Origin of the sequence: Pseudomonas caricapapayae, assembly GCF_001400735.1 — a bacterium.
In the GTDB taxonomy this organism is placed as follows: domain Bacteria; phylum Pseudomonadota; class Gammaproteobacteria; order Pseudomonadales; family Pseudomonadaceae; genus Aquipseudomonas; species Aquipseudomonas caricapapayae.
This window is the reverse complement of the sequence record NZ_LJPW01000117.1, coordinates 24,328-46,577: the sequence shown is the minus strand read 5'-3', so window position 1 is coordinate 46,577 and position 22,250 is coordinate 24,328. Positions and strand designations below refer to the sequence as shown.

The window sequence follows — 22,250 nt, the reverse complement described above, 5'->3', positions numbered from 1 at the left end:
CAGTGTTGGTAAGCGATTGGGATGGGCGATCAGGTCGCCTCTGTTATTGCTTTTTTTGGTAGATCAATGCACTTGCTGCAAGGGGTCGAGCGCACGAACGTGCTCGACTTGCCAGCCGATGGGCACCACGTCGCCCACGCTCAGGCCAGGGTCCAGTTCGGCAATCGGCTGTTTGACGAAGAAGTCGTTTTTGCCTGCTACCTCCAGACGCACGCGAACGTGGTCGCCCAAGTAGATAAACTCGGCAACACGACCGGAAAAACGGTTTGCACAGCTCTCGCTGCGACCGTTGAGACTGATGCGCTCGGGGCGGATCGACAGGGTCACCGGACCGCCAGGCTGGCCGACGTTGATCGCCAGCGCATGTACTTTCTCGCCCCGTTCGAGTTCGACGACACAGCGGTCGCCGTCCTGACTGACCAGACGCCCGTTGAGACGGTTGTTTTCACCAATGAAATTGGCCACAAACGTGTTCTTCGGCTCCTCGTACAGGCTGCGTGGCGGCGCGATTTGCTGGATCTCGCCCTGATGGAAAACGGCTACCCGGTCGGACATGGTCAGGGCTTCGCCCTGATCGTGGGTCACGTAGACCACCGTTACACCCAGACGCTGGTGCAGGTGCTTGATCTCCATCTGCATGTGCTCGCGCAGTTGCTTGTCGAGCGCGCCGAGCGGCTCGTCCATCAGCACCAGTTGCGGTTCGAATACCAGCGCACGGGCCAGGGCAACACGTTGCTGCTGACCACCGGACAACTGCGCCGGGTAGCGATGCGCAAACGTGTCCAGCTGGACCATGCCGAGCGCCTTTTTCACTTTCTCGCCGACATCGGTCTTGCTCATGCCCCGCACTGACAGGGGGAATGCGAGGTTCTCGGCCACCGTCATGTGCGGAAACAATGCGTAGTTCTGGAACACCATGCCAATGTCACGCTTGTGCGGCGGCACATTGTTGATGGCGCGACCACCGAGCAGGATCTCGCCGGCAGTCGGGGTTTCGAAACCGGCCAGCATCATCAGACTGGTGGTCTTGCCGGAGCCCGAGGGTCCGAGCAAGGTCAGGAACTCACCTTTGCGAATATCCAGGTTGAGGTCTTTGACGATCAGTGCTTCGCCGTCGTAGCTCTTCTGCACACCACGAAAGCTGACCAGAACATCACTTGCTCCAGCGCTTGTATCGACGTCGCTCATTACCCACACCTTTGTTTTGTCTGCGTGGGCTCAAGCCTAGAGCAGCCCGTATGCCACGCAAATCGGGGGCCGGGAGAGAATCGCCTAGGCGAGGTGGAAGGCTGGGGGTAGGGATTGCCCTACAGAGATGGCGCGATTGAGCACGTCGGCGACGTCTGATCGTTCCAGCGCTCAGCGTGATACACAAGTCCTGACGAGCGCAAAAAAAGAGGTTTCGGGCTTCTGCCCGAAGGGCGTGGGAGCGGACCGGGCGACGCTTCGCTTGTCCGCGAAGACGGTATTTCAGACGATGCATTCCGGCGCTTACACCGGCCCATTCGCGAACAAGTTCGCTCCCACGGCCTCCGGCCAGAATCAAAGGCAGACTTGTGTACAACGATGAGCGTTCCAGCGCAGGGTGTGGGAGCGGACTTGTCCGCGAAAGGGCTGGTGCGTTCACCGAAAGAGCATCGTTTGAATACTGTCTTCGCGGACAAGCGGAGCGTTGCACGATAGTGATGAGCAGAGTGTCGTTTTCAGACTCAGAGCAGCTTGTGCTCCATCGCGTATTTGACGAGATCGGCCAGCGAGTTGAGCTTCATTTTCTGCATCAGCCGCGCCTTGTGGGTGCTGATGGTCTTGCTGCTCAAGGCCAGTTGCTGGGCGATGTCGTTGACGTTGGCACCCTGGGCCAGACGCTCGAATACCGAAAACTCGCGTTCCGACAATAAAGAATGCAAAGGCCGGCTATCAGTGAGGCCCACTTCAAAGACCATGCGGTCGGCCAGGTCCGGATCGATATAGCGCCCGCCCGCCGCCACCCGACGGATCGCCGTCAGCAGCAGCGCAGGATCACTGTCCTTGGTCGCGTAGCCCGCCGCGCCGACTTTCAGCGCACGTGCCGCCATTTGCGCTTCGTTGTGCATCGACAGCACCAGAATGGCCGGTGGATTGGCCAATGCGCGAATCCGCGGAATCGCCTCAAGACCATTGACGCCGGGCATCGAGATGTCCAGCAACACCACTTCGCAGGGCACGTGGCGCAAGGTTTCGAGTAACTGCTCGCCGTTGCTGGCCTCGCCCACCACCTGCAGATCCCTGGCCAGGGCGATCAGTTGTTTGATCCCTTCACGCACGATGGTGTGGTCTTCGGCTACCAAAACACGAATCACTGTCTTCGCTCCTGTGCGACGGGGTCCAACGGGATATAGGCGCGCAAGGTTGTGCCTTCACCCACCTCACTGTCCAGCTCAAGTCTGCCACCGAGCATCAGCACCCGCTCACGCATCCCTACCAGACCGAATGAAACCGCCCTGCCCGACTCGATGGAAAACCCCTGCCCGTCATCGGCGATACTCATGCACATCACGCCATCCTGCAACGTCAGGCTGATCTCTACGGTATGCGCTTGTGCGTGGCGCATCACGTTGGTCAACGCCTCCTGAAGAATCCGGAACATGCCAGTGGCCCTGGCGTCACTGAGTGCCGGGAGATTATCCGGCACCTGCACCAGACAAGGGATCTGCGTGCGCGCCTCGAAACGGCGCGCCTGCCACTCGATGGCCGACGCGATGCCCGCGTCGAGAATCGGCGGCCGCAATGCAGTGGCCACATCACGCACCAGTTGAAACAACTGCGCGATGAGGCGCTTCATACTGTCCAGCCGCTCACTCAGGCCGGGGTCCAGGTCGGCATAGGCCAGTTCGCACATCGAGGTTTCCAGCTTGAGTACGGTCAGCATCTGCCCCAGTTCGTCATGAACCTCACGGGCAATACGCGCCTTCTCTTCCTCACGCACGCTTTCCAGGTGCGCGGACAGTTCACGTAACTGATCATGTGCGCGGCGGCGCTCGCTGGCATCACTGAGAAACACCACCAGGTATTCCGCCTCTCGGAAGCGCAGGAAGCTCAACGAGACATCGGCAGGCAGCAGGCTGCCATCGGCGCGCAGGCAATGGGTCTCGAACACTTGCGGGCTGTCTTCGCGAGTACGCGCGTTCTTCCACAGGTTGAGCCAGCGATCCATGTGCAGACCGGGCTCGAAATCGATCAGCGGCCGCTCTACCACGTGCCCCGGCGCATAGCCCAGCATGAATTCCGCTGCGCGGTTGGCATAGCGCACCCGGCTGTCCCAATTGACCCAGAGGATGCCCACGGTGCTCTGGTCGATGGAAAATTGCGCCAGGCGCAGCGCTTCCTCGCCTTCGACACGAAGGGCGAGTGCTTCACGCGCAGAGAGCAGCTCTCGCTCCAGCGCCTGCTGCTGACGACGCTGCCAGACCACGATGGCAAAACAGGCCAGCAGCATCACCAGCAGCAGAATGCACAGGTTTTTCCAGAGCTTGGTCGACTCGATGAAATGCGAAGGGGTCAACGGCATCCAGCGTGCGTGCAGTTGTTCCAGTTCCTTGGCCGGAATCACCCGCAACGCTTCGCTGATGATGTCGGCCAGCTCGGGCATGTCGCGGCGTGAAGCCACCCGTAACAATTGTGGCAGCCCGATATCCCCTACTACCGCCAACCCGGCAAACTCCGGCTCGCGGAGCAGACGGCTGAGCTGCGCCTCATCGACCACGGCATAACGTGCCTGCTGACTGAGCAACAATTGCAGCGCCTGACGCTCCAGCGGCACCCCTTGAAGGTTCAGGTGCGGAAAATTGCTGCGCAGGTAATCGGCGGCAGAGCCTGGCATACGCACTGCAATGCGGGAAAGGCTGTCGAGCTTCTCCAGGTCCACGGTGGTGCCGCCGTCACGCTCGCCGATCAACAGTTGCGAAACACGCAGATACGGATCGGAAAACAGCCACAAGCGCAGCCCCGCAGGGGTCTGCATCAGGCCTGGGGCGACATCGATCTCACCATTGGCCAAAGCTTTCTCAAGCGCGGCCTGGTCGGGAAAGTTTCGCCACAACAATTCGACCGGCAGCGCCGCCGCCAGCGCATTCATCAGGTCGACATTGGCACCCGACAGCTGCTGCAAGCGTTGATCGAACTGGGCGTAAGGCGCACGCAATACCAGACCAACCCGCAGCGGACCGTGCTGGCCGAGCCAGCTACGCTGTGCTGAACTCAACGGTGCCGTTGCAGACGTTTCCGGCACGTCAGCCTGCACGTTCGCCATCTGAACCATCAAGAGCAACGCCAGGCAGCCGATAAACCCGCTGCGCAGAAGACCAATCATCAATGTGTCGCTCTCGTGTGTTCGTATGACGGCCATGAGCCGCGCAGGCTCAGGCCTGACAAAAGCCGATCAACCCATTAGGCTGCCGGGATAGTTTCTGGCTTGGAATATCCGATGTCCTACACCTTTCGCGCAACGTTTCCTGCATTGTTTCTGTCATTGATGCTGCCTTGCACGCTGCCTGCTCTGGCAGCCGACCCGGTCCCGGCCAAGGACGCCGCTGCCGAAACACCGGTCGAGCGCGCACCATTGCTCAGCCGCTCGCAGGAAGACGCCATAGCGCTCGAGCGCCAATTGCCTCGTGAGGATCAGCAGCAACTTCAGGCCGGCGACGAAAATTTCCTTGCGCTCTGGAAGCCGGCGAACAGTGACACGCCTCAGGGCGCAGTCATCATCGTGCCCGGTGACGCCGAGTCGCCGGACTGGCCGGACGCCGTTGGCCCGCTGCGCCGCAAGTTTCCTGATGTCGGCTGGTCTAGCCTGAGCATCACCATGCCGGATCCGGTCGACAGTACGCTGGTGGCACGCGAGCCGGACGCCGCTCCAGCCGATGCAAATGCCACCAAACCCAACGAGGCCACCAAGGACACCACCGCGAAAGCCCAGGACCCGGCAGCTGAAGCCGAGGCCCAGGCCGCTGCCGCCACCGCAAAGGCAGCCGCCGACGAGGAACTCGACAAGGCTCAGGCCGAGCGCATCTTCGCCCGGATCGAAAGTGCCGTCAGCTTTGCGCAGCAAAACAAGGCCCGCAGCATTGTGTTGATCGGCCATAGCAGCGGCGCGTACTGGGCAGCCAGATTCCTCAATGAGCGCACATCGCCTGCTGTGCAGAAGCTGGTAATGCTTGCTGCGCGCGAGCCTGTCAATGCTGCGCCCTCGCTGCTGGACATGGTGCCCAGGCTGAAAATCAAGACAGCCGACTTCATCTACAAGAACTCGCCGGACCAGGCGGCCAAGGCACGCTTGCAGGCCAGCAAACGCACCAAGGGGCCAGGTTTCATGCAGATTGCGCTGATCAACATTGTTGGCAACGAAGAGACCGAACAGGAGCAGCTATTTCGCCGGGTTCGCGGCTGGGTAGACGCCAAAGAGGAAAAATAAGCGTGACGCGCAGGCTCAGTTGAACCCGCGTCGGGCTTTGACCACACGATAGGCATTATGCAGCTCGCTGGTCTTCTCGGTCGCCACACGCACTTGCTGGGGGTTGGCACCCGAGCCGGCAATCTTGTCGGGATGATGGCGACTGAGCAGCCTTCGGTACGCACGTTTGATGTTCAGCGGATCGGTGTCGGGCTTTATCCCCAAAAGCGTCATTGCACTTCTGTAGTCATCACTGCTGCTGACCGGCGAACGCTTCATCGGGTCGTGATCGGCAGCCAGCGCCTCGACTTGTGGCCCGGTCCAGCCAAGCCACATGCCCCACACCCCGATCAACTCACGCTCGACCCGCGAAGCCTTGCCGTCCGCCCAGGCCATACGCCAGCAGGCACGTAGCAAATCCTCGGCGATGTCCGGCTGCCCCTGCAGCCCACGCAGATAACTGCGCAGGCCATCGGCTCCATCGCGGCCGCGCTTGAAAGCAGTGATGGCGCGCAACTGGTCTGTATCGTTCAGATTCAAACGACGCATCTCGGTGCGGGCCTGATGGATATGGCTGGCTAACACCCGTCCGTCACTCTTGGCCAGGCGGCCCAGCAACACAAACAGCAGCCCGTCCTCGGGGATCGTCGCCCGGCCGCCGAGACGCTCACGCAGGTGCGCCCAGCTCTGCAACTTCAATCGCCGATCCAGCGCCTGGCCTAACAGCGCCCCTAACATGGCACCCGGAATGCTGGCAATTGCATAGCCGACGCCAGCGCCGATCAGTGTGCCAGGCCAGAGCATTCAGCGGCTCTCCGCAAGCAACTGCTCGACTTCTGCCAGACGCTCGTGAGTCCCGACATCGACCCAGCGCCCCCTGTAATGCTCACCTGTTACCAACCCTTGGTGCATGGCCTCCCGCAACAGTGGCGCGAGCTTGAACTCACCGGGTTCACAGTTGGCAAACAGCTGGGGGTGCAGGATGGCGATGCCACTGTATGTCAGTCGCTGACCCGCCGAATCGTCATCGCGCACCTGACCGTCGACCAGCGAGAAATCGCCAGTCGGGTGGTGTGCCGGGTTATCGATCAGCACCAGGTGCGCCAAACCGGCAAGCGGCATGCGCAATGCACTGAAATCGTAATCGGTCCAGATATCGCCATTGATCACCACAAAGGGCTCGAAACCCAGCAACGGCAATGCCCGATGAATACCGCCGCCTGTTTCCAGCGGCTGGCCTTCCGGGGAATACCGGATGCTCAGGTCGAAACGCTGACCGTCACCCAGATAATCCTCGATCTGCTGTCCCAGCCACGCATGGTTGATGACCAGCTGGTGAAACCCGGCTGCGCGCAAGGCGTTCAGGTGGTACTCGATCAACGGGATCCCCCCGGCACGCACCAGTGGTTTGGGCGTGTGCAGGGTCAACGGGCGCATTCGCTCACCTTTACCGGCGGCGAGAATCATCGCTTTCATGCAGTCCTCTTCAACACAATCAAGGTTTCTTTCAAAATGGCCGTCTCAGCCGTATCAGACAGCGGTCTCTACCGGCTGCTGCAGGCTGGTGAGCAACTGACCGAGTTGAGCCAGCTCGGGGCGACGCGACAAAACCGCCTCTATATAAGCGAAAAAGCGCGGGACGTCTTCCAGATAGCGCGGTTTTCCATCGCGGTGGCAGATACGGGCAAAAATACCGATCACCTTCAAATGGCGCTGTACCCCCATCAAATCACTGGCACGCTCGAATGCTGCAAAATCTTCCTGCACCGGTATGCCAATGGCCCGCGCCTGATCCCAGTAGGTTTTGAGCCACTCGCTGAAGCGCTCTTGCGGCCAGCTCAGGAAGGCGTCCTTGAACAGACAGGTCACGTCGTAGGTGACCGGACCGTAGACGGCGTCCTGAAAGTCCAGCACGCCAGGATTGGGCTCGCTGATCATCAGGTTTCGGGGCATGTAGTCGCGATGCACCAATACCTTGGGCTGTGCCAGAGCACTGTTGATCAGCAACTCGCTGACCTGCTGCCAGTCAGCCAGCTGGGCCTCGTCCATCTCGATCCCCAGGTGACGCTTCACGTACCACTCGGGGAACAGCTCCAGTTCACGGCGCAGCAATGCGACGTCATACACCGGTAATGGCGCGTCCATCGGCAATTGCTGATAAGCCAGCAGTGCCTGGATTGCATCGGCGAACAATGCATCGGCGTTGTCGGTGTCGATGACATCCAGATAGGTCTGACGGCCCAGGTCATTGAGCAGCAAAAAGCCTTGTGTCAGGTCTTCGGCATAAATTTTTGGAACATTAATGCCCGACTTTTCCAGTAAATGAGCGATATCTACAAACGGTTTGCAGTTTTCCTGTGGTGGAGGGGCGTCCATGACAATAAAAGTTCGGCCTGCCCCCTCCCAGCGAAAATAACGACGAAAACTTGCATCGCTGCTGGCCGCAGTCAATGTAGCCGGGGGTACAGCGCCCCAATTCTGCGCGGCAAACAGTGCTGGCAACTGCTCATCGAGCCAAACTTTCAGGGATTGCAGGCGTATATCTTGATCTGACATTACAAGGGTCTCCGACGGCGCTAGCCGTCAAGCGGGTCATGCTTTATTATCCGGAATCTTTTTCAGCCCATCGAGAGGCGTGCGGCCCCCCCGCGGGCAGATGGCGCGCAGGAAGCCCGGACTAATAAGATGGCATTGAAATCCCCCGCGTTTCGTAAAAAATTTCCGTTGCTCGTAACCGGCAGTCTGCTGGCGATGCAACCTCTGGCCACTCAGTTCGTGGTCGCCGCGGAACAGTATGACTGCTCAGTCTCTGCTTCGGGTGCCTGGAACTGTGCGCCGAAACCCAATGCTGCTGCAGTGGATCTGCCTCCGCGCCCCGTGCATGACACGACGTCGGTCAGTTCCAACGGCACAGTGACCTCGCAAAGTACGTCTTCGGGTGAGCAGGTTGCGGGTACGCAACTGGTTACCGAGGCCAAGGGCAAAGGTCTGAGGTCGCGTAGTGCTGACTACAGCCACCTCGATTGGGTTCCTCGCGAAAAGCTTACCGCAGCGCAACTGGCCGAAACCGGCCCGTATTGCTCGGGTGCCTACGTCGAGCCGATCCGTCCTGGCATGGACGACAAGACGCCGATGAAAGACGCGCCGATGTTCGTGGGAGCCAAGGCTTCGCGTTACGAACAAGAGGCACAGGTCGCGACGCTGGCTGGCGATGTCGTGATGCGTCAGGGCAGCATGCAGGTACAGGCCCAGGAGGCCGCCCTGCATCAGGCCGAAAACCGTGGCGAGCTGAACGGCGATGTCCGTCTGCGCGACAACGGTGCGCTGATCGTGGGTGACAAGGCCGAACTGCAACTCGACACCGGCGAAGCCCGGGTCGACAACGCCGAATACGTCCTGCACAAGTCGAACATTCGCGGTAATGCCCTGTACGCCAAGCGTGCAGAGAACGCGATCATCCGGCTCAAGGACGGTACGTACACCACGTGCGAACCGAACAGCAACGCTTGGACGCTCAAGGGCAACAACATCACGCTGAACCCGGCCACCGGCTTCGGTACGGCGACCAACGTTACCCTGCGGGTCAAGGACATACCGGTTCTGTACACGCCGTATATCTACTTCCCGATCGACGACCGTCGACAGTCCGGCTTCCTGCCACCGACCATTGCGGCCGGCGGCGACAACGGCTTTACGCTGGTTACCCCGTACTATTTCAACCTCGCGCCGAACTATGACGCCACGTTGTACCCGCGCTACATGGCCGATCGTGGCTTGCTGATGGAAGGCGAGTTCCGCTACCTGACCAGAGGCAGTGAAGGCCAGTTTGGCGGCGCGTACCTGAACGACGAAAACGACGACCGCAAACAGCAGTCCGATTACGACAAGACCCGCTGGATGATCAACTGGCAGCACAAGGGTGGCCTTGATACACGCTGGCTGACCCAGGTCGATTACACCGACATCAGCGACCCGTACTACTTCCAGGATCTGGAAACCGATCAGATCGGCGTCAAACGGACTGACTTCCTCAACCAGCAGGGCTCCTTGACCTACCGTGGCGACAGCTTCTCGGCAATGCTCAACGCTCAGGCTTACAAGCTGGCGACGGTTGCCAACGTCACGCCTTACAACCGTCTGCCTCAACTGACACTCAATGGTACGTTGCCTTACAACCCCGGCGGGCTGAAGTTCGATTATCAGACTGAAGCCGTCCGCTTCGAACGCGACCTGCGCAGCGGCGCGTTCATTGATGAAGACGGCAACTCCGAGACACGCCTGGACAACAATATTACTGGTCTGGCTCGCGCCAACGGTGATCGTCTGAACCTGGCTCCGTCCGTCAGCCTGCCGATGAACTGGACCTATGGCTTCCTGACGCCGAAACTGAAGTATGTCTACACGCAATACGATCTGGATCTGGACAGTCAGGGCAAAAACTCGCTGCTGGCCGGCGAGGAGTACAGCAGCAGTCAGAGCCGCAGCGTGCCGATCTTCAGCGTCGACAGCGGCCTGTACTTCGATCGCAATACCAACTGGTTCGGCAAGGATTACCGCCAGACCCTGGAGCCGCGCCTGTTCTATCTCTATGTTCCCGAGAAAGACCAGACCGACATTCCGGTATTCGATACCAGCGAAAGCACGTTCAACTTCGCCTCGCTGTTCCGTGACAACCGCTTCACCGGTTCCGACCGCATAGGCGACGAGAACAAACTGTCGCTGGGCGTCACTAACCGCTGGATCGAGAACAACGGCTTCGAACGTCAAACCTTCAGCATCGGTCAGGCGCTGTATTTCGAAGACCGTAAAGTGCAGCTTCCTGGTGTCGCATTCGCAGACCGTGATGATGCGCGCTCCAGGGTCTCGCCGTATGCTCTAGAATACGTATACCGCTTCAACCGCGACTGGCGCTTCAACTCCGATTTCAACTGGGATCCGGACAGCCGAAGCACCCGTTCGGGCAGCGCGATGTTCCACTACCAGCCTGAAGACAACCCGAACAAGGTCGTCAACGTCGGCTACCGCTATCGCAACGACCAGATTCGTTACGACGAAAGCACCGGTCGCTGGGTTGTGGGTGGTGGCGACTACGGCACACCGGGCTCGCCTAATTATGTGAAGGACTACTACAAGATTCAGCAGCACGATTTCTCGGTCATCTGGCCAATCGTGCCGCAGTGGAGCCTGATCAGCCGCTGGCAGTATGACTACAACCGCGAACGCACCATCGAAGCGTTCGGCGGGTTCGAGTACGACAACTGCTGCTGGAAAATGCGTCTGGTCAACCGCTACTGGATCGACTACGACGAATTCAGCCAGGCAGCGCCTCAGAACGAGAAAGGCGACCGCGGCATATTCCTACAAATCGTGTTGAAGGGGCTCGGCGGTGTAACTGGCGCCAAGGTAGACAGCTTCCTCGACAAAGGCATCCAAGGTTATCGTGAACGTGAAGACCAAGCTTTCTGATTGTCTGCGCCCGCTGATGCTGGGCGCGTTACTCCTGAGCGGTGCCGTGCATGCGGCGGTTCAACCTCTGGACAGTGTTGTGGCCATCGTCGACAACGACGTGATCATGAAAAGCCAGATGGACCAGCGTGTACGTGAAGTTCAGCAAACCATCGCCAAGCGTGGCTCTGGCGTACCGCCTGCCGAGGCGCTGCAACCGCAGGTTCTGGATCGTCTGATTCTGGAAAATCTGCAATTGCAGATGGGCGAACGGTCCGGCATTCGTGTCTCCGACGACGAGCTGAATCAGGCAATCGGTACCATCGCCCAGCGCAACAACATGAGCGTAGAGCAGTTCCGCGCCGCGCTGGCGCATGATGGCTTGTCCTATAACGATGCTCGCGAGCAGGTGCGCCGGGAAATGATCATCAGCCGTGTGCGTCAGCGCCGGGTGGCTGAACGCATCCAGGTCTCCCAGCAGGAAGTGAAAAACTTCCTTGCATCCGATCAGGGCAAGGCTCAGCTGTCCGAAGAGTTTCACCTGGCCAACATTCTGATCGCCACACCTGACAGCGCCTCCTCGGAGACCATCCAGGCTGCAGCCGTCAAGGCCAAGGGCATTTACGATCAGTTGAAAAAAGGTGGTGACTTCACCCGCCTCGCGGCGACTACCTCCTCCAGCGAAAACGCACTGGAAGGCGGCGATATGGGCTGGCGCAAGGCTGCGCAACTGCCACCGCCATTCGGTGACATGCTCAGCGCCATGCCTGTGGGTGACGTGACGCCTCCGGCGCGCACGCCGGGCGGTTTCATCATTCTCAAGTTGCTGGAAAAGCGCGGTGGTCAGGGTCAGGCGCAAATGCGTGACGAAGTGCATGTGCGTCATATCCTGATCAAGCCAAGCGAAATCCGTAATGAGGAAGAGACCAAGCGTCTTGCCCAGAAGATCTACGACCGCATCGAGAATGGTGAAGATTTCGCCGAACTGGCGAAAAGCTTTTCGGAAGATCCAGGTTCTGCACTCAATGGTGGCGATCTGAACTGGGTTGATCCGAACTCCCTGGTTCCCGAATTCCGCCAGGTCATGAGCGAAACACCGCAGGGCGTATTGTCCAAACCGTTCCAGACCCAGTATGGCTGGCATGTTCTGGAAGTGCTCGGCCGTCGCTCCACGGATGCCACCGATCAGGCTCGCGAGCAACAAGCGCTGAACGTATTGCGTAACCGCAAGTACGACGAAGAGCTGCAAACCTGGCTGCGTCAGATCCGTGACGAAGCCTACGTTGAAATCAAACTTCCTGGCGCGACACAGGCTGCACAGTGAAACCCAAGCGTTTCGCCCTGACACCCGGCGAGCCGGCCGGCATAGGTCCCGACCTCTGCCTGCTGCTCGCCACGCAGCCTCAGCCACACCCCCTGATCGCCATCACCAGTCGCGACCTGCTCCTTGAGCGGGCCGCGCAACTGGGCATGAAGGTCCGTCTGCTCGACGTCACGCCCGATACGCTTCCCGACCTGCCTGCACCTGCCGGCAGTCTGTACGTCTGGGATACGCCCCTGGCAGCTCGGGTGGAAACCGGCGTACTGAACAAGGCCAACGCCGCGTTCGTCCTGGAAACCCTGACTCGCGCAGGCCAGGGCTGCCTCGACGGGCTGTTCAGCGGCATGATCACTGCCCCGGTGCACAAGGGTGTGATCAACGACGGTGGCATCGCCTTTTCCGGACACACCGAATTCCTCGCCGAGCTGACCCACACCGATCAGGTGGTGATGATGCTGGCAACCGGCGACCTGCGCGTTGCTCTGGTGACCACTCACCTGCCGCTGCGCGAGGTGGCCGACGCCATCACACAGGACCGGCTGGAGCGTGTGACACGCATTCTGCATGCCGATCTGGTCAACAAGTTCGGCATTGCCCACCCGCGCATTCTGGTCTGCGGCCTCAACCCTCATGCTGGCGAAAGCGGGCATCTGGGCCGCGAGGAAATCGACATCATCGAACCGACTCTGGAGCGCCTGCGCAACGAAGGCCTGGATTTACGCGGCCCGTTGCCTGCCGACACTCTGTTTACCCCCAAATATCTGGAGCACTGCGACGCAGTGCTGGCGATGTATCACGATCAGGGCTTGCCCGTGCTGAAATACAAAGGTTTCGGCGCAGCGGTCAATGTGACGCTTGGCCTGCCAATCATCCGCACCTCTGTCGATCACGGCACGGCGCTGGATCTGGCCGGCAGCGCGAACATTGACACCGGCAGCCTGCACGTTGCACTGCAAACCGCCTACCAGATGGCCGAGACCCATTCATGACCGAGCAATACCAACACCGGGCGCGCAAGCGTTTCGGGCAGAACTTCCTGCATGATGCAGGCGTTATCGACAAGATCCTTCGCGCCATTCGTGCCAGGCCTGAAGACCGACTGCTGGAAATCGGGCCGGGCCAGGGCGCGCTGACCGAGGGGTTGCTCAACAGCGACGCACAACTGGACGTGGTCGAGCTGGACAAGGACCTGATCCCGATCCTCACCGGCCAGTTTGGCAACAAGCCGAATTTCAACCTGCATCAGGGCGATGCACTGAAGTTCGACTTCAACAGCCTGGGTGCAGAACCACGCAGCCTGCGTGTCGTCGGCAACCTGCCCTACAACATCTCGACGCCGTTGATTTTTCATCTGCTGCAGAACGCCAGCCTGATCCGCGACATGCACTTCATGCTGCAGAAGGAAGTGGTCGAGCGCATGGCGGCCGGCCCCGGCGGCGGTGACTGGGGTCGCTTGTCGATCATGGTTCAGTACCATTGCCGCGTGGAACATCTGTTCAACGTCGGACCGGGGGCGTTCAACCCGCCACCCAAGGTGGACTCGGCCATTGTTCGCCTCGTCCCTTACGAAACGCTGCCCCACCCCGCCAAGGATCATCGCGTGCTGGAGCGGGTCGTACGCGAAGCATTCAATCAGCGTCGCAAAACCCTGCGCAACACACTCAAACTGTTATTGAGCAGCGACGAGATCACCGCTTCCGGAGTAGACGGCAGTCTGCGTCCCGAGCAACTCGATCTGGCCGCATTCGTCCGTCTGGCAGACACTCTGAGCGAAAAAGTTGTGACAGAGTGAACCCTCGGGGCAGGCGAACGGCACTGGCGTTCGTCATTTCCCGCCTACTTGTCCTAGACTGATCTACCTGCCGCACACGCCCTTTTTTCGTTATGGATTTCAAGGCCTACTGCATGCCCGATTCTCGTTACAAGGTCGACGTCAGCGTCGTCACACGTTTTCTCTCGGAACAGTCGCAACCCGAGCAGAACCGCTTCGCGTTCGCCTACACCATCACTGTGCACAACAACGGTGAACTGCCTGCCAGGCTGCTGTCGCGGCACTGGGTCATTACCGACGGTGACGGCCAGGTCGAAGAAGTGCGCGGCGAAGGCGTGGTTGGTCAGCAGCCGCTGATCAAGGTCGGCCAGAGCCATACCTACAGCAGCGGTACGGTCATGACCACCAAAGTCGGCACGATGCAGGGCACTTATCAGATGCTGGCGGAAGACGGCAAACGCTTCGATGCGGTCATCGAGCCCTTCCGCCTGGCCGTTCCGGGTTCACTGCACTGATGGCGGTGTACGCCGTCGGTGACCTGCAAGGCTGCCTTGAACCTCTGCAATGCCTGCTTGAGCACGTCCACTTCAACCCGGAGCATGATCGGCTCTGGCTGGTGGGCGATCTGGTCAACCGTGGTCCGCAATCGCTGGAAACACTTCGCTACCTGTACTCAATCCGTGAATCGCTGGTCTGCGTGCTCGGCAACCATGACCTGCACCTGCTTGCCGTCGCCCGCAAAAACGAACTGCTCAAAAAAGGCGACACCCTGCGCGAAATTCTCGACGCGCCTGACCGTGACGACCTGCTCGACTGGGTGCGTCGGCAAAAGCTCATGCACTACGATGCCGAGCGCAACGTCGCTATGGTGCATGCCGGTATAGCGCCGCAGTGGTCGCTGAAAAAGGTCCTGAAGCACGCCGCTGAAGTCGAGCACGCACTGCACGACGACCAGCTGTATGGTGACTTTCTCGACGGCATGTACGGCAATGAACCTGCCAAGTGGGACAATGACCTGCAAGGCGTGCCACGCTTGCGGGTCATTACCAACTACTTCACCCGGATGCGCTTCTGCACCAGCGACGGCAAACTCGACCTCAAGAGCAAGGAAGGCGTAGAAACCGCGATACCGGGCTATGCACCCTGGTTCAGCCATCCCAAACGCAAGACCCGTGCGCTGAAAATCATTTTCGGCCACTGGGCGGCGCTGGAAGGCCGCTGCAACGAGCCAGGCGTCTTTGCGCTGGACAGCGGCTGTGTCTGGGGTGGCTCGATGACCCTGCTGAATGTCGATACCCTTGAACGTCATCAGTGCAATTGCAATGCTGTCGGCCATGCCGCCAACGGGCTTGTCACACGCATCCAGCCCGGCACTGCCACCACCCCCTAATCTCAGGCTCAGGAGCCCAGGCAATGACTGAATTCAAACGTATTCCACCTGAACAGGCTCATGCACTGCGCGAACAGGGCGCAGTGCTGGTCGATGTGCGCGATCCGCAGGCTTTCCAAAGCAATCATATTCCTGACTCGGTACATCTGGATAATCACTCGATTGCCGACTTCATCGCCAATGCCGATCTGGATAAACCGCTGGTTGTCGTCTGCTACCACGGCAATTCCAGCCAGAGCGCCGCCGCCTATCTGGTCGGCCAGGGTTTCTCCGATGTATACAGCGTGGACGGCGGTTTCGAGCTGTGGCGCAACACCTATCCTGAAGAAACCGCGCAAGGCTGATACAAAATATTTTTATGACAGCTGATCCCGCGTTCTACGCGGGCTCGCGAGTCATCTGACGAACGGTCAGCCCGTCTTCTCGCGCATCCCTTCTTTATCTTTCCGAATCCGAACTATCCTTAGCCTCAGGCCATCCGTATTCAGGGGAGAGCCGGTACACCGGCGCGTGGGTCATCGGTAGTTACTTTTAGGGTGTTCTGGGGGGAAACAGCAGCCATAAACCGGTCGCTGCCAGCATCGACTGACGATCCGCCGCCGGCTCCACGTATCGAGCGAGGTGACGTCATGAGTATATTCAGCCACTTCCAACAACGCTTCGAAAGCACACGACAAGAAGAGCTCTCGCTACAGGAGTATCTGGAGCTCTGCAAACAGGATCGCAGCGCCTACGCCTCTGCGGCAGAACGTCTTCTGCTGGCCATTGGCGAGCCCGAACTGGTGGATACCTCCACCAACTCCAGGCTGTCGCGAATATTCTCCAACAAGGTGATACGGCGCTATCCAGCCTTTGCCGACTTCCACGGTATGGAAGAATGCATCGACCAGATCGTTTCGTATTTCCGCCATGCCGCCCAAGGTCTGGAGGAGAAAAAGCAAATTCTTTACCTGCTCGGCCCGGTAGGCGGCGGTAAGTCGTCCCTGGCCGAAAAGCTCAAGCAACTGATCGAAAGAGTCCCGTTCTACGCCATCAAGGGCTCGCCAGTCTTCGAATCGCCTCTGGGCCTGTTCAATGCCACCGAGGACTGCGCGATTCTCGAAGAAGACTTCGGGATTCCGAGACGCTACCTGAGCACCATCATGTCGCCCTGGGCGACCAAACGCCTGGCCGAGTTTGGCGGCGACATCAGCCAATTCAAGGTTGTGAAGCTCTACCCATCGATTCTCAACCAGATCGCGGTAGCGAAAACCGAGCCCGGTGACGAAAACAACCAGGATATTTCCGCGCTGGTCGGCAAGGTCGATATCCGCAAACTTGAAGAATTCCCACAGAACGACGCAGACGCCTACAGCTACTCGGGCGCACTGTGCCGGGCCAACCAGGGCCTGATGGAATTCGTCGAGATGTTCAAGGCACCGATCAAGGTCCTCCACCCGTTACTGACCGCCACGCAGGAAGGCAACTACAACAGCACCGAGGGACTGGGAGCGATCCCGTTCACCGGCATCCTGCTGGCACACTCCAACGAATCGGAATGGCACAGCTTCCGCAACAACAAGAACAACGAAGCCTTCATCGACCGTATCTACATCGTGAAAGTGCCGTACTGCCTGCGTATCAGCGACGAGATCAAGATCTACGACAAGCTGCTGTTCAACAGCTCCCTGTCGAAAGCGCACTGCGCGCCCGACACGCTGAAAATGCTCGCGCAGTTCACCACGCTGTCACGCCTCAAAGAGCCGGACAACTCCAACATCTACTCCAAGATGCGCGTGTACGACGGCGAGAACCTGAAAGACACCGACCCAAAGGCCAAGTCGATTCAGGAATACCGCGACAGCGCGGGCGTCGACGAAGGCATGAACGGTCTCTCCACCCGTTTCGCGTTCAAGATTCTGTCCAAGGTCTTCAACTTCGATCCGCACGAGATTGCTGCCAATCCGGTGCATCTGCTGTACGTGCTGGAACAGCAGATCGAACAGGAGCAATTCCCGGCTGAAACGCGCGAACGTTATCTGCGTTTCATCAAGGAATACCTGGCCCCCCGCTACATCGAGTTCATCGGCAAGGAAATCCAGACGGCGTACCTGGAATCCTACAGCGAGTACGGTCAGAACATCTTCGACCGCTATGTGCTGTATGCGGACTTCTGGATTCAGGACCAGGAATATCGCGATCCGGAAACCGGCGAGATTCTCAACCGGGTGGCCTTGAACGAGGAACTGGAGAAGATCGAGAAACCGGCCGGCATCAGCAACCCGAAAGATTTCCGCAACGAAATCGTCAACTTCGTGCTGCGTGCCCGCGCCAACAACAACGGCAAGAACCCGACCTGGCTCAGCTACGAGAAGCTGCGGGTGGTGATCGAGAAGAAAATGTTCTCCAACACCGAGGACCTCCTGCCCGTCATCAGCTTCAATGCCAAGGCCAGCAAGGAGGATCAGCAGAAGCACAACGACTTCGTCACACGAATGGTCGAGAGGGGCTACACGGACAAGCAGGTTCGTCTGCTTTCCGAATGGTATCTGCGCGTGCGGAAATCGCAGTAAAGCAGCTGCAAGCTTCAAGCTATCAGCTGCAGGCGAAAGGTGATCGATACCCTGACCCGGGATGGATGGCCTGCTCGCTTGCAGCTTGAAGCCTACAACTTGAAGCTCCCCGGAGGAGCCTATGAGCTATGTGATCGACCGACGTCTCAACGGCAAGAACAAGAGCACGGTAAACCGGCAGCGGTTTCTGCGGCGTTACCGTGACCACATCAAGAAGGCAGTGGAGGAAGCCGTCAGCCGGCGCTCCATCACTGACATGGAACACGGCGAACAGATCAGCATTCCCGGACGCGATATCGACGAGCCGGTCCTGCACCACGGTCGCGGCGGCAAGCAGACCGTTGTTCATCCTGGCAACAAGGAGTTCACCACCGGCGAGCACATTGCCCGCCCTCAAGGAGGCGGCGGCGGTAAAGGGCCTGGCAAGGCAGGCAACTCCGGCGAAGGCATGGATGAGTTTTCGTTTCAGATCACTCAGGAAGAGTTTCTCGAATTCATGTTCGAAGACCTGGAGCTGCCGAACCTGGTCAAACGCAACCTGACCGGCACCGACACTTTCAAGACCGTGCGCGCGGGCATCAGCAATGAAGGCAATCCTTCGCGCATCAACATTATCCGCACCCTGCGCTCGGCGCACGCACGCCGCATAGCGCTGTCCGGCAGCAGCCGCGCAAAACTGAAAGAGGCCACTGCCGAGCTTGAGCGCATGAAGCGCGAAGAACCTGACAACTTCGGCGACATTCAGGAACTGGAAGTAGAAATCGATCGATTGAAAGCACGTATTCGCCGCGTGCCGTATCTCGACACGTTCGACCTCAAATACAACCTGCTGGTCAAGCAACCCAACCCCAGCTCCAAGGCGGTGATGTTCTGCCTGATGGACGTCTCCGGCTCCATGACCCAGGCGACCAAAGACATCGCCAAGCGCTTTTTCATCCTGCTGTACCTGTTTCTCAAGCGTAATTACGACAAGATCGATGTTGTCTTCATCCGCCATCACACCAGCGCCCGCGAAGTGGACGAGGAAGAGTTTTTCTATTCGCGGGAGACCGGCGGCACTATCGTTTCCAGCGCATTGAAACTGATGCAGGAAATCATGGCCGAGCGCTATCCAAGCAGCGACTGGAACATTTACGCGGCACAGGCCTCGGACGGGGATAACTGGAACGACGATTCGCCCATCTGCCGGGAAATCCTGACCAAACAGATCATGCCTTTCGTGCAGTACTACACTTACGTGGAAATCACGCCGCGTGAGCATCAGGCCTTGTGGTACGAATACGAACGTATCGGTGAGGATTATGCCGACACGTTCGCCCAGCAGCAGCTGGTCTCTGCCGGTGATATCTATCCGGTATTCCGCGAACTCTTCCAGCGAAGGTTAGTGTCATGACCGCCAGAGAGCAGAAGCGCCAACCCCTTTCCACAGGGTCAGAGTGGACATTCGAACTGATCCGGGCCTACGACCGTGAAATCGGCAGAATTGCCGAACGGTACGCGCTGGACACTTATCCCAACCAGATCGAAGTCATCACTGCCGAGCAGATGATGGATGCCTACGCGTCAGTGGGCATGCCTCTGGGCTACCATCACTGGTCCTACGGCAAACACTTCCTGAGCACCGAAAAATCCTACTCACGCGGCCAGATGGGGCTGGCCTACGAGATCGTGATCAATTCGGACCCGTGCATTGCCTATCTGATGGAAGAAAACACCATCTGCATGCAGGCACTGGTCGTCGCTCACGCATGCTATGGCCACAACAGCTTCTTCAAGGGCAACTACCTGTTCCGCACCTGGACCGATGCCAGCTCGATCATTGATTATCTGGTCTTTGCCAAGCAATACATCATGCAGTGCGAGGAACGCCACGGCATTGATGCCGTGGAGGACTTGCTCGACTCCTGCCATGCGTTGATGAATTACGGTGTAGACCGCTACAAGCGACCGTACCCGATTTCCGCCGAAGAGGAACGGCGCCGTCAGAAGGATCGGGAAGAGCATCTTCAGCGGCAGATCAACGATCTTTGGCGCACCATTCCGAAGAACGCCGAAAAAGGCAACAAAGAGGACAACGCACGCTTCCCTGCCGAGCCGCAGGAAAACATTCTTTACTTCATCGAGAAACATGCACCGCTGCTGGAGCCCTGGCAGCGAGAAGTGGTACGCATCGTACGCAAGATTGCGCAGTATTTTTACCCACAACGCCAGACCCAGGTGATGAACGAAGGCTGGGCGACGTTCTGGCATTACACGCTGATGAATGACCTGTATGACGAAGGCCTGGTCACCGACGGCTTCATGATGGAGTTCCTGCAGTCGCACACCAGCGTGATTTTCCAGCCCGGTTTCGACAGTCCCTACTACAGCGGCATCAATCCCTACGCGCTGGGTTTTGCCATGTATCAGGACATCCGGCGGATGTGCGAAAACCCTACCGATGAGGACCGGCAGTGGTTTCCGGAAATTGCCGGCAGCGACTGGCTGACGGCGATCAAGTTCGCGATGACCAGCTTCAAGGACGAGAGCTTCATCCTCCAGTACCTGTCGCCCAAGGTGATTCGCGACCTCAAGCTGTTCAGCATCATGGACGACGACCAACAAGAAGACTTGATGGTGCCGGCTATCCACGATGAAAACGGTTATCGGACCATCCGCGAAATCCTCGCTGCGCAGTACAACCTGGGCAACCGGGAACCCAACGTGCAGATCTACAGCATCGACCGCCGTGGTGATCGCTCGCTGACCCTGCGCCACCAGCAGCACAATCGCAAACCGCTGGGCGACTCGACAGACGAGGTGCTCAAACACCTGCACAGGCTGTGGGGTTTCGACATCCACCTGGAAACCCTTCAGGGCGATCAGGTAGTCAAGACGCATCATGTACCTCCAAAAGGCGAGCATGCCGACAGTGAATATCCCCGGCTTGATATGGCGGTCGTCCATTTGTAAGCGCTAGGGAAAAGGCTGTCCAAACGCTTGTCCATGCAGCTTTAGCCTCCGCAAGTACGGCACAAGGTTTATCCTGTCGCGCTTACGGAGGTTTTTTATGCAGATTTATAAAGTTGGCGGCGCTGTACGCGACCGTCTGCTGGGGCAACCTGTCACTGATATCGATTGGGTCGTGGTCGGCGCAAGCACCGAGGAGATGCTGGTCAAAGGCTATCGCCCGGTCGGCACAGACTTTCCGGTCTTCCTGCATCCGCTGACCAATGAGGAATACGCGCTGGCGCGCACCGAGCGCAAAAGCGGTGTGGGTTACGGGGGCTTCGTGTTTCACGCAAGCCCCGAGGTGACGCTTGAGCAGGACCTGATTCGGCGCGACCTGACGATCAATGCAATGGCTGAAGACAAGGACGGTAATCTGACCGACCCCTATAACGGCCAAAAGGACCTTGAAGCGCGAGTATTGCGTCACGTTTCCCCTGCATTCGCCGAAGATCCACTCAGGGTTTTGCGTGTGGCACGCTTCGCAGCGCGTTATGCGGCATACGGTTTCACCATCGCCCCCGAAACGATGAAACTGATGCGACAGCTCAGTGAATCCGGCGAGCTCAAGGCCCTGACCGCCGAGCGCAGCTGGAAGGAAATCTCGCGTGCCCTCATGGAAGAACAGCCTCAGGTGTTCATCCAGGTACTTCACGACTGCGGCGCGCTCAATGAACTGATGCCCGAGGTCGAAGCATTGTTTGGCGTGCCGCAGCCCGCTGCACATCACCCGGAGATCGACACCGGCGTGCATGTCCTCAGCGTGCTTGAGCAATCGGCCATTCACAAACAGCCGCTGACCGTGCGCTGGGCCTGTCTGCTGCACGATCTGGGCAAGGGGCTGACGCCGGAAGCCGAATGGCCCAGGCATATTGCCCATGAGCATACCGGCCTGCGCCTGATAAAGGCGGTCAACGAGCGTTTTCGTGTACCGCGGGAGTGCCAGGAACTGGCGCTATTGGTCGGCCAGTACCACACCCACGGCCACCGGGCACTGGAGCTGAAACCCTCGACCTTGCTGGAGTTGCTGCAAAGCTTCGACGTCTACCGCCGCCCGCAGCGCTTTGAAGAGTTCATTGTGGCGTGCGAGATGGACGCCCGAGGACGCCATGGCTTCGAGCAGCGCAGTTATCCACAGGCCGATTACCTGCGCGGTGCGGCCGAGGCCGCGCGATCCGTTTCAGTACAGCCGTTGCTGGAAAAAGGCCTGCAAGGCAAAGAGCTGGGTGATGCGTTGAAGAACGAGCGCTTGAGGGCGCTGAAAACCTACAAGGCTGAGCACGTCGCCTGACAGGCTCTCGTGCGCGGTTACTATCGCTACTACGCTCCAGCGTGGTAGCGCAGCCCTGGACGCT

Annotated in this window: 18 protein-coding genes; 12 read left to right on the top strand and 6 right to left on the bottom strand. The window is 59.0% G+C overall.

Going from position 1 to position 22,250, the window contains the following annotated elements; all coding sequences use genetic code 11:
* Positions 1 to 63: 63 nt before the first annotated feature.
* From ALO80_RS16150 to ALO80_RS16140, 3 genes are all read right to left on the bottom strand, one after another.
* Positions 64 to 1,188, bottom strand: coding sequence for an ABC transporter ATP-binding protein (locus ALO80_RS16150; protein WP_055009718.1), 1,125 nt, complete (start codon positions 1,186 to 1,188; stop codon positions 64 to 66).
* 521 nt (positions 1,189 to 1,709) lie between these two features.
* Positions 1,710 to 2,339 carry a response regulator gene (locus ALO80_RS16145; protein WP_055009717.1) on the bottom strand — a complete coding sequence of 210 codons (630 nt, stop codon included), beginning with the start codon at positions 2,337 to 2,339 and terminating at the stop codon, positions 1,710 to 1,712.
* Positions 2,336 to 4,384 carry a sensor histidine kinase gene (locus ALO80_RS16140; protein ID WP_055009716.1) on the bottom strand — a complete coding sequence of 683 codons (2,049 nt, stop codon included), beginning with the start codon at positions 4,382 to 4,384 and terminating at the stop codon, positions 2,336 to 2,338. The genes ALO80_RS16145 and ALO80_RS16140 overlap by 4 nt, the downstream gene beginning before the upstream one ends.
* A gap of 78 nt (positions 4,385 to 4,462) precedes the next feature.
* Here ALO80_RS16140 and ALO80_RS16135 point away from each other — a divergent pair, with 78 nt between their 5' ends.
* Positions 4,463 to 5,449 (top strand): alpha/beta hydrolase family protein, encoded by a 987-nt coding sequence (locus tag ALO80_RS16135; protein WP_055009715.1) that lies wholly within the window; start codon positions 4,463 to 4,465, stop codon positions 5,447 to 5,449.
* Positions 5,450 to 5,464: 15 nt separating this feature from the next.
* Here ALO80_RS16135 and ALO80_RS16130 read toward each other — a convergent pair whose 3' ends face one another.
* From ALO80_RS16130 to ALO80_RS16120, 3 genes are read right to left on the bottom strand one after another with little or no spacing between them, the layout of a single operon-like run.
* A complete protein-coding gene (locus tag ALO80_RS16130; RefSeq protein WP_054987046.1) occupies positions 5,465 to 6,232 on the bottom strand; it encodes a TerB family tellurite resistance protein in 768 nt (255 codons plus the stop codon).
* The gene (gene murU / locus ALO80_RS16125; protein WP_055006385.1) at positions 6,233 to 6,904 is read right to left on the bottom strand and encodes an N-acetylmuramate alpha-1-phosphate uridylyltransferase MurU; all 672 of its coding nucleotides are present in this window, start codon (positions 6,902 to 6,904) and stop codon (positions 6,233 to 6,235) included.
* Between the two features lie 54 nt (positions 6,905 to 6,958).
* The gene (locus ALO80_RS16120) at positions 6,959 to 7,984 is read right to left on the bottom strand and encodes an aminoglycoside phosphotransferase family protein (protein ID WP_055009714.1); all 1,026 of its coding nucleotides are present in this window, start codon (positions 7,982 to 7,984) and stop codon (positions 6,959 to 6,961) included.
* 129 nt (positions 7,985 to 8,113) lie between these two features.
* On the opposite strand from ALO80_RS16120, the gene ALO80_RS16115 reads away from it, so the two are divergent.
* The 11 genes from ALO80_RS16115 to ALO80_RS16065 all read left to right on the top strand — a co-directional run bounded on the left by ALO80_RS16115 (position 8,114) and on the right by ALO80_RS16065 (position 22,186).
* On the top strand, positions 8,114 to 10,894 hold the full coding sequence (locus ALO80_RS16115; protein ID WP_055009713.1) for an LPS-assembly protein LptD: 2,781 nt from the start codon (positions 8,114 to 8,116) through the stop codon (positions 10,892 to 10,894).
* Entirely contained in the window at positions 10,875 to 12,197 is a 1,323-nt protein-coding gene (locus tag ALO80_RS16110; protein WP_055009743.1) for a peptidylprolyl isomerase, read from the top strand. The genes ALO80_RS16115 and ALO80_RS16110 overlap by 20 nt, the downstream gene beginning before the upstream one ends.
* Complete coding sequence (pdxA, locus tag ALO80_RS16105; RefSeq protein ID WP_055009712.1) at positions 12,194 to 13,183, top strand: 4-hydroxythreonine-4-phosphate dehydrogenase PdxA; 990 nt, start codon at positions 12,194 to 12,196, stop codon at positions 13,181 to 13,183. Before ALO80_RS16110 ends, pdxA begins: the two co-directional genes overlap by 4 nt.
* Positions 13,180 to 13,986 carry a 16S rRNA (adenine(1518)-N(6)/adenine(1519)-N(6))-dimethyltransferase RsmA gene (rsmA, locus tag ALO80_RS16100; protein ID WP_055009711.1) on the top strand — a complete coding sequence of 269 codons (807 nt, stop codon included), beginning with the start codon at positions 13,180 to 13,182 and terminating at the stop codon, positions 13,984 to 13,986. The genes pdxA and rsmA overlap by 4 nt, the downstream gene beginning before the upstream one ends.
* A 113-nt stretch (positions 13,987 to 14,099) precedes the next feature.
* Entirely contained in the window at positions 14,100 to 14,480 is a 381-nt protein-coding gene (gene apaG / locus ALO80_RS16095) for a Co2+/Mg2+ efflux protein ApaG (RefSeq protein WP_054987095.1), read from the top strand.
* Entirely contained in the window at positions 14,480 to 15,355 is an 876-nt protein-coding gene (locus tag ALO80_RS16090) for a symmetrical bis(5'-nucleosyl)-tetraphosphatase (RefSeq protein ID WP_055009710.1), read from the top strand. Before apaG ends, ALO80_RS16090 begins: the two co-directional genes overlap by 1 nt.
* 23 nt (positions 15,356 to 15,378) lie before the next feature.
* The gene (glpE, locus tag ALO80_RS16085) at positions 15,379 to 15,699 is read left to right on the top strand and encodes a thiosulfate sulfurtransferase GlpE (RefSeq protein WP_055009709.1); all 321 of its coding nucleotides are present in this window, start codon (positions 15,379 to 15,381) and stop codon (positions 15,697 to 15,699) included.
* 285 nt (positions 15,700 to 15,984) lie between these two features.
* On the top strand, positions 15,985 to 17,907 hold the full coding sequence (locus ALO80_RS16080) for a PrkA family serine protein kinase (RefSeq protein ID WP_055009708.1): 1,923 nt from the start codon (positions 15,985 to 15,987) through the stop codon (positions 17,905 to 17,907).
* 121 nt (positions 17,908 to 18,028) lie between these two features.
* A complete protein-coding gene (locus tag ALO80_RS16075; RefSeq protein ID WP_054987037.1) occupies positions 18,029 to 19,300 on the top strand; it encodes a YeaH/YhbH family protein in 1,272 nt (423 codons plus the stop codon).
* Positions 19,297 to 20,859, top strand: a complete 1,563-nt coding sequence (locus ALO80_RS16070; RefSeq protein WP_055009707.1) for a SpoVR family protein — start codon at positions 19,297 to 19,299, stop codon at positions 20,857 to 20,859. The genes ALO80_RS16075 and ALO80_RS16070 overlap by 4 nt, the downstream gene beginning before the upstream one ends.
* A 97-nt stretch (positions 20,860 to 20,956) precedes the next feature.
* Positions 20,957 to 22,186 (top strand): multifunctional CCA addition/repair protein, encoded by a 1,230-nt coding sequence (locus ALO80_RS16065; protein WP_055009706.1) that lies wholly within the window; start codon positions 20,957 to 20,959, stop codon positions 22,184 to 22,186.
* The last annotated feature ends 64 nt before the right edge of the window (positions 22,187 to 22,250 follow it).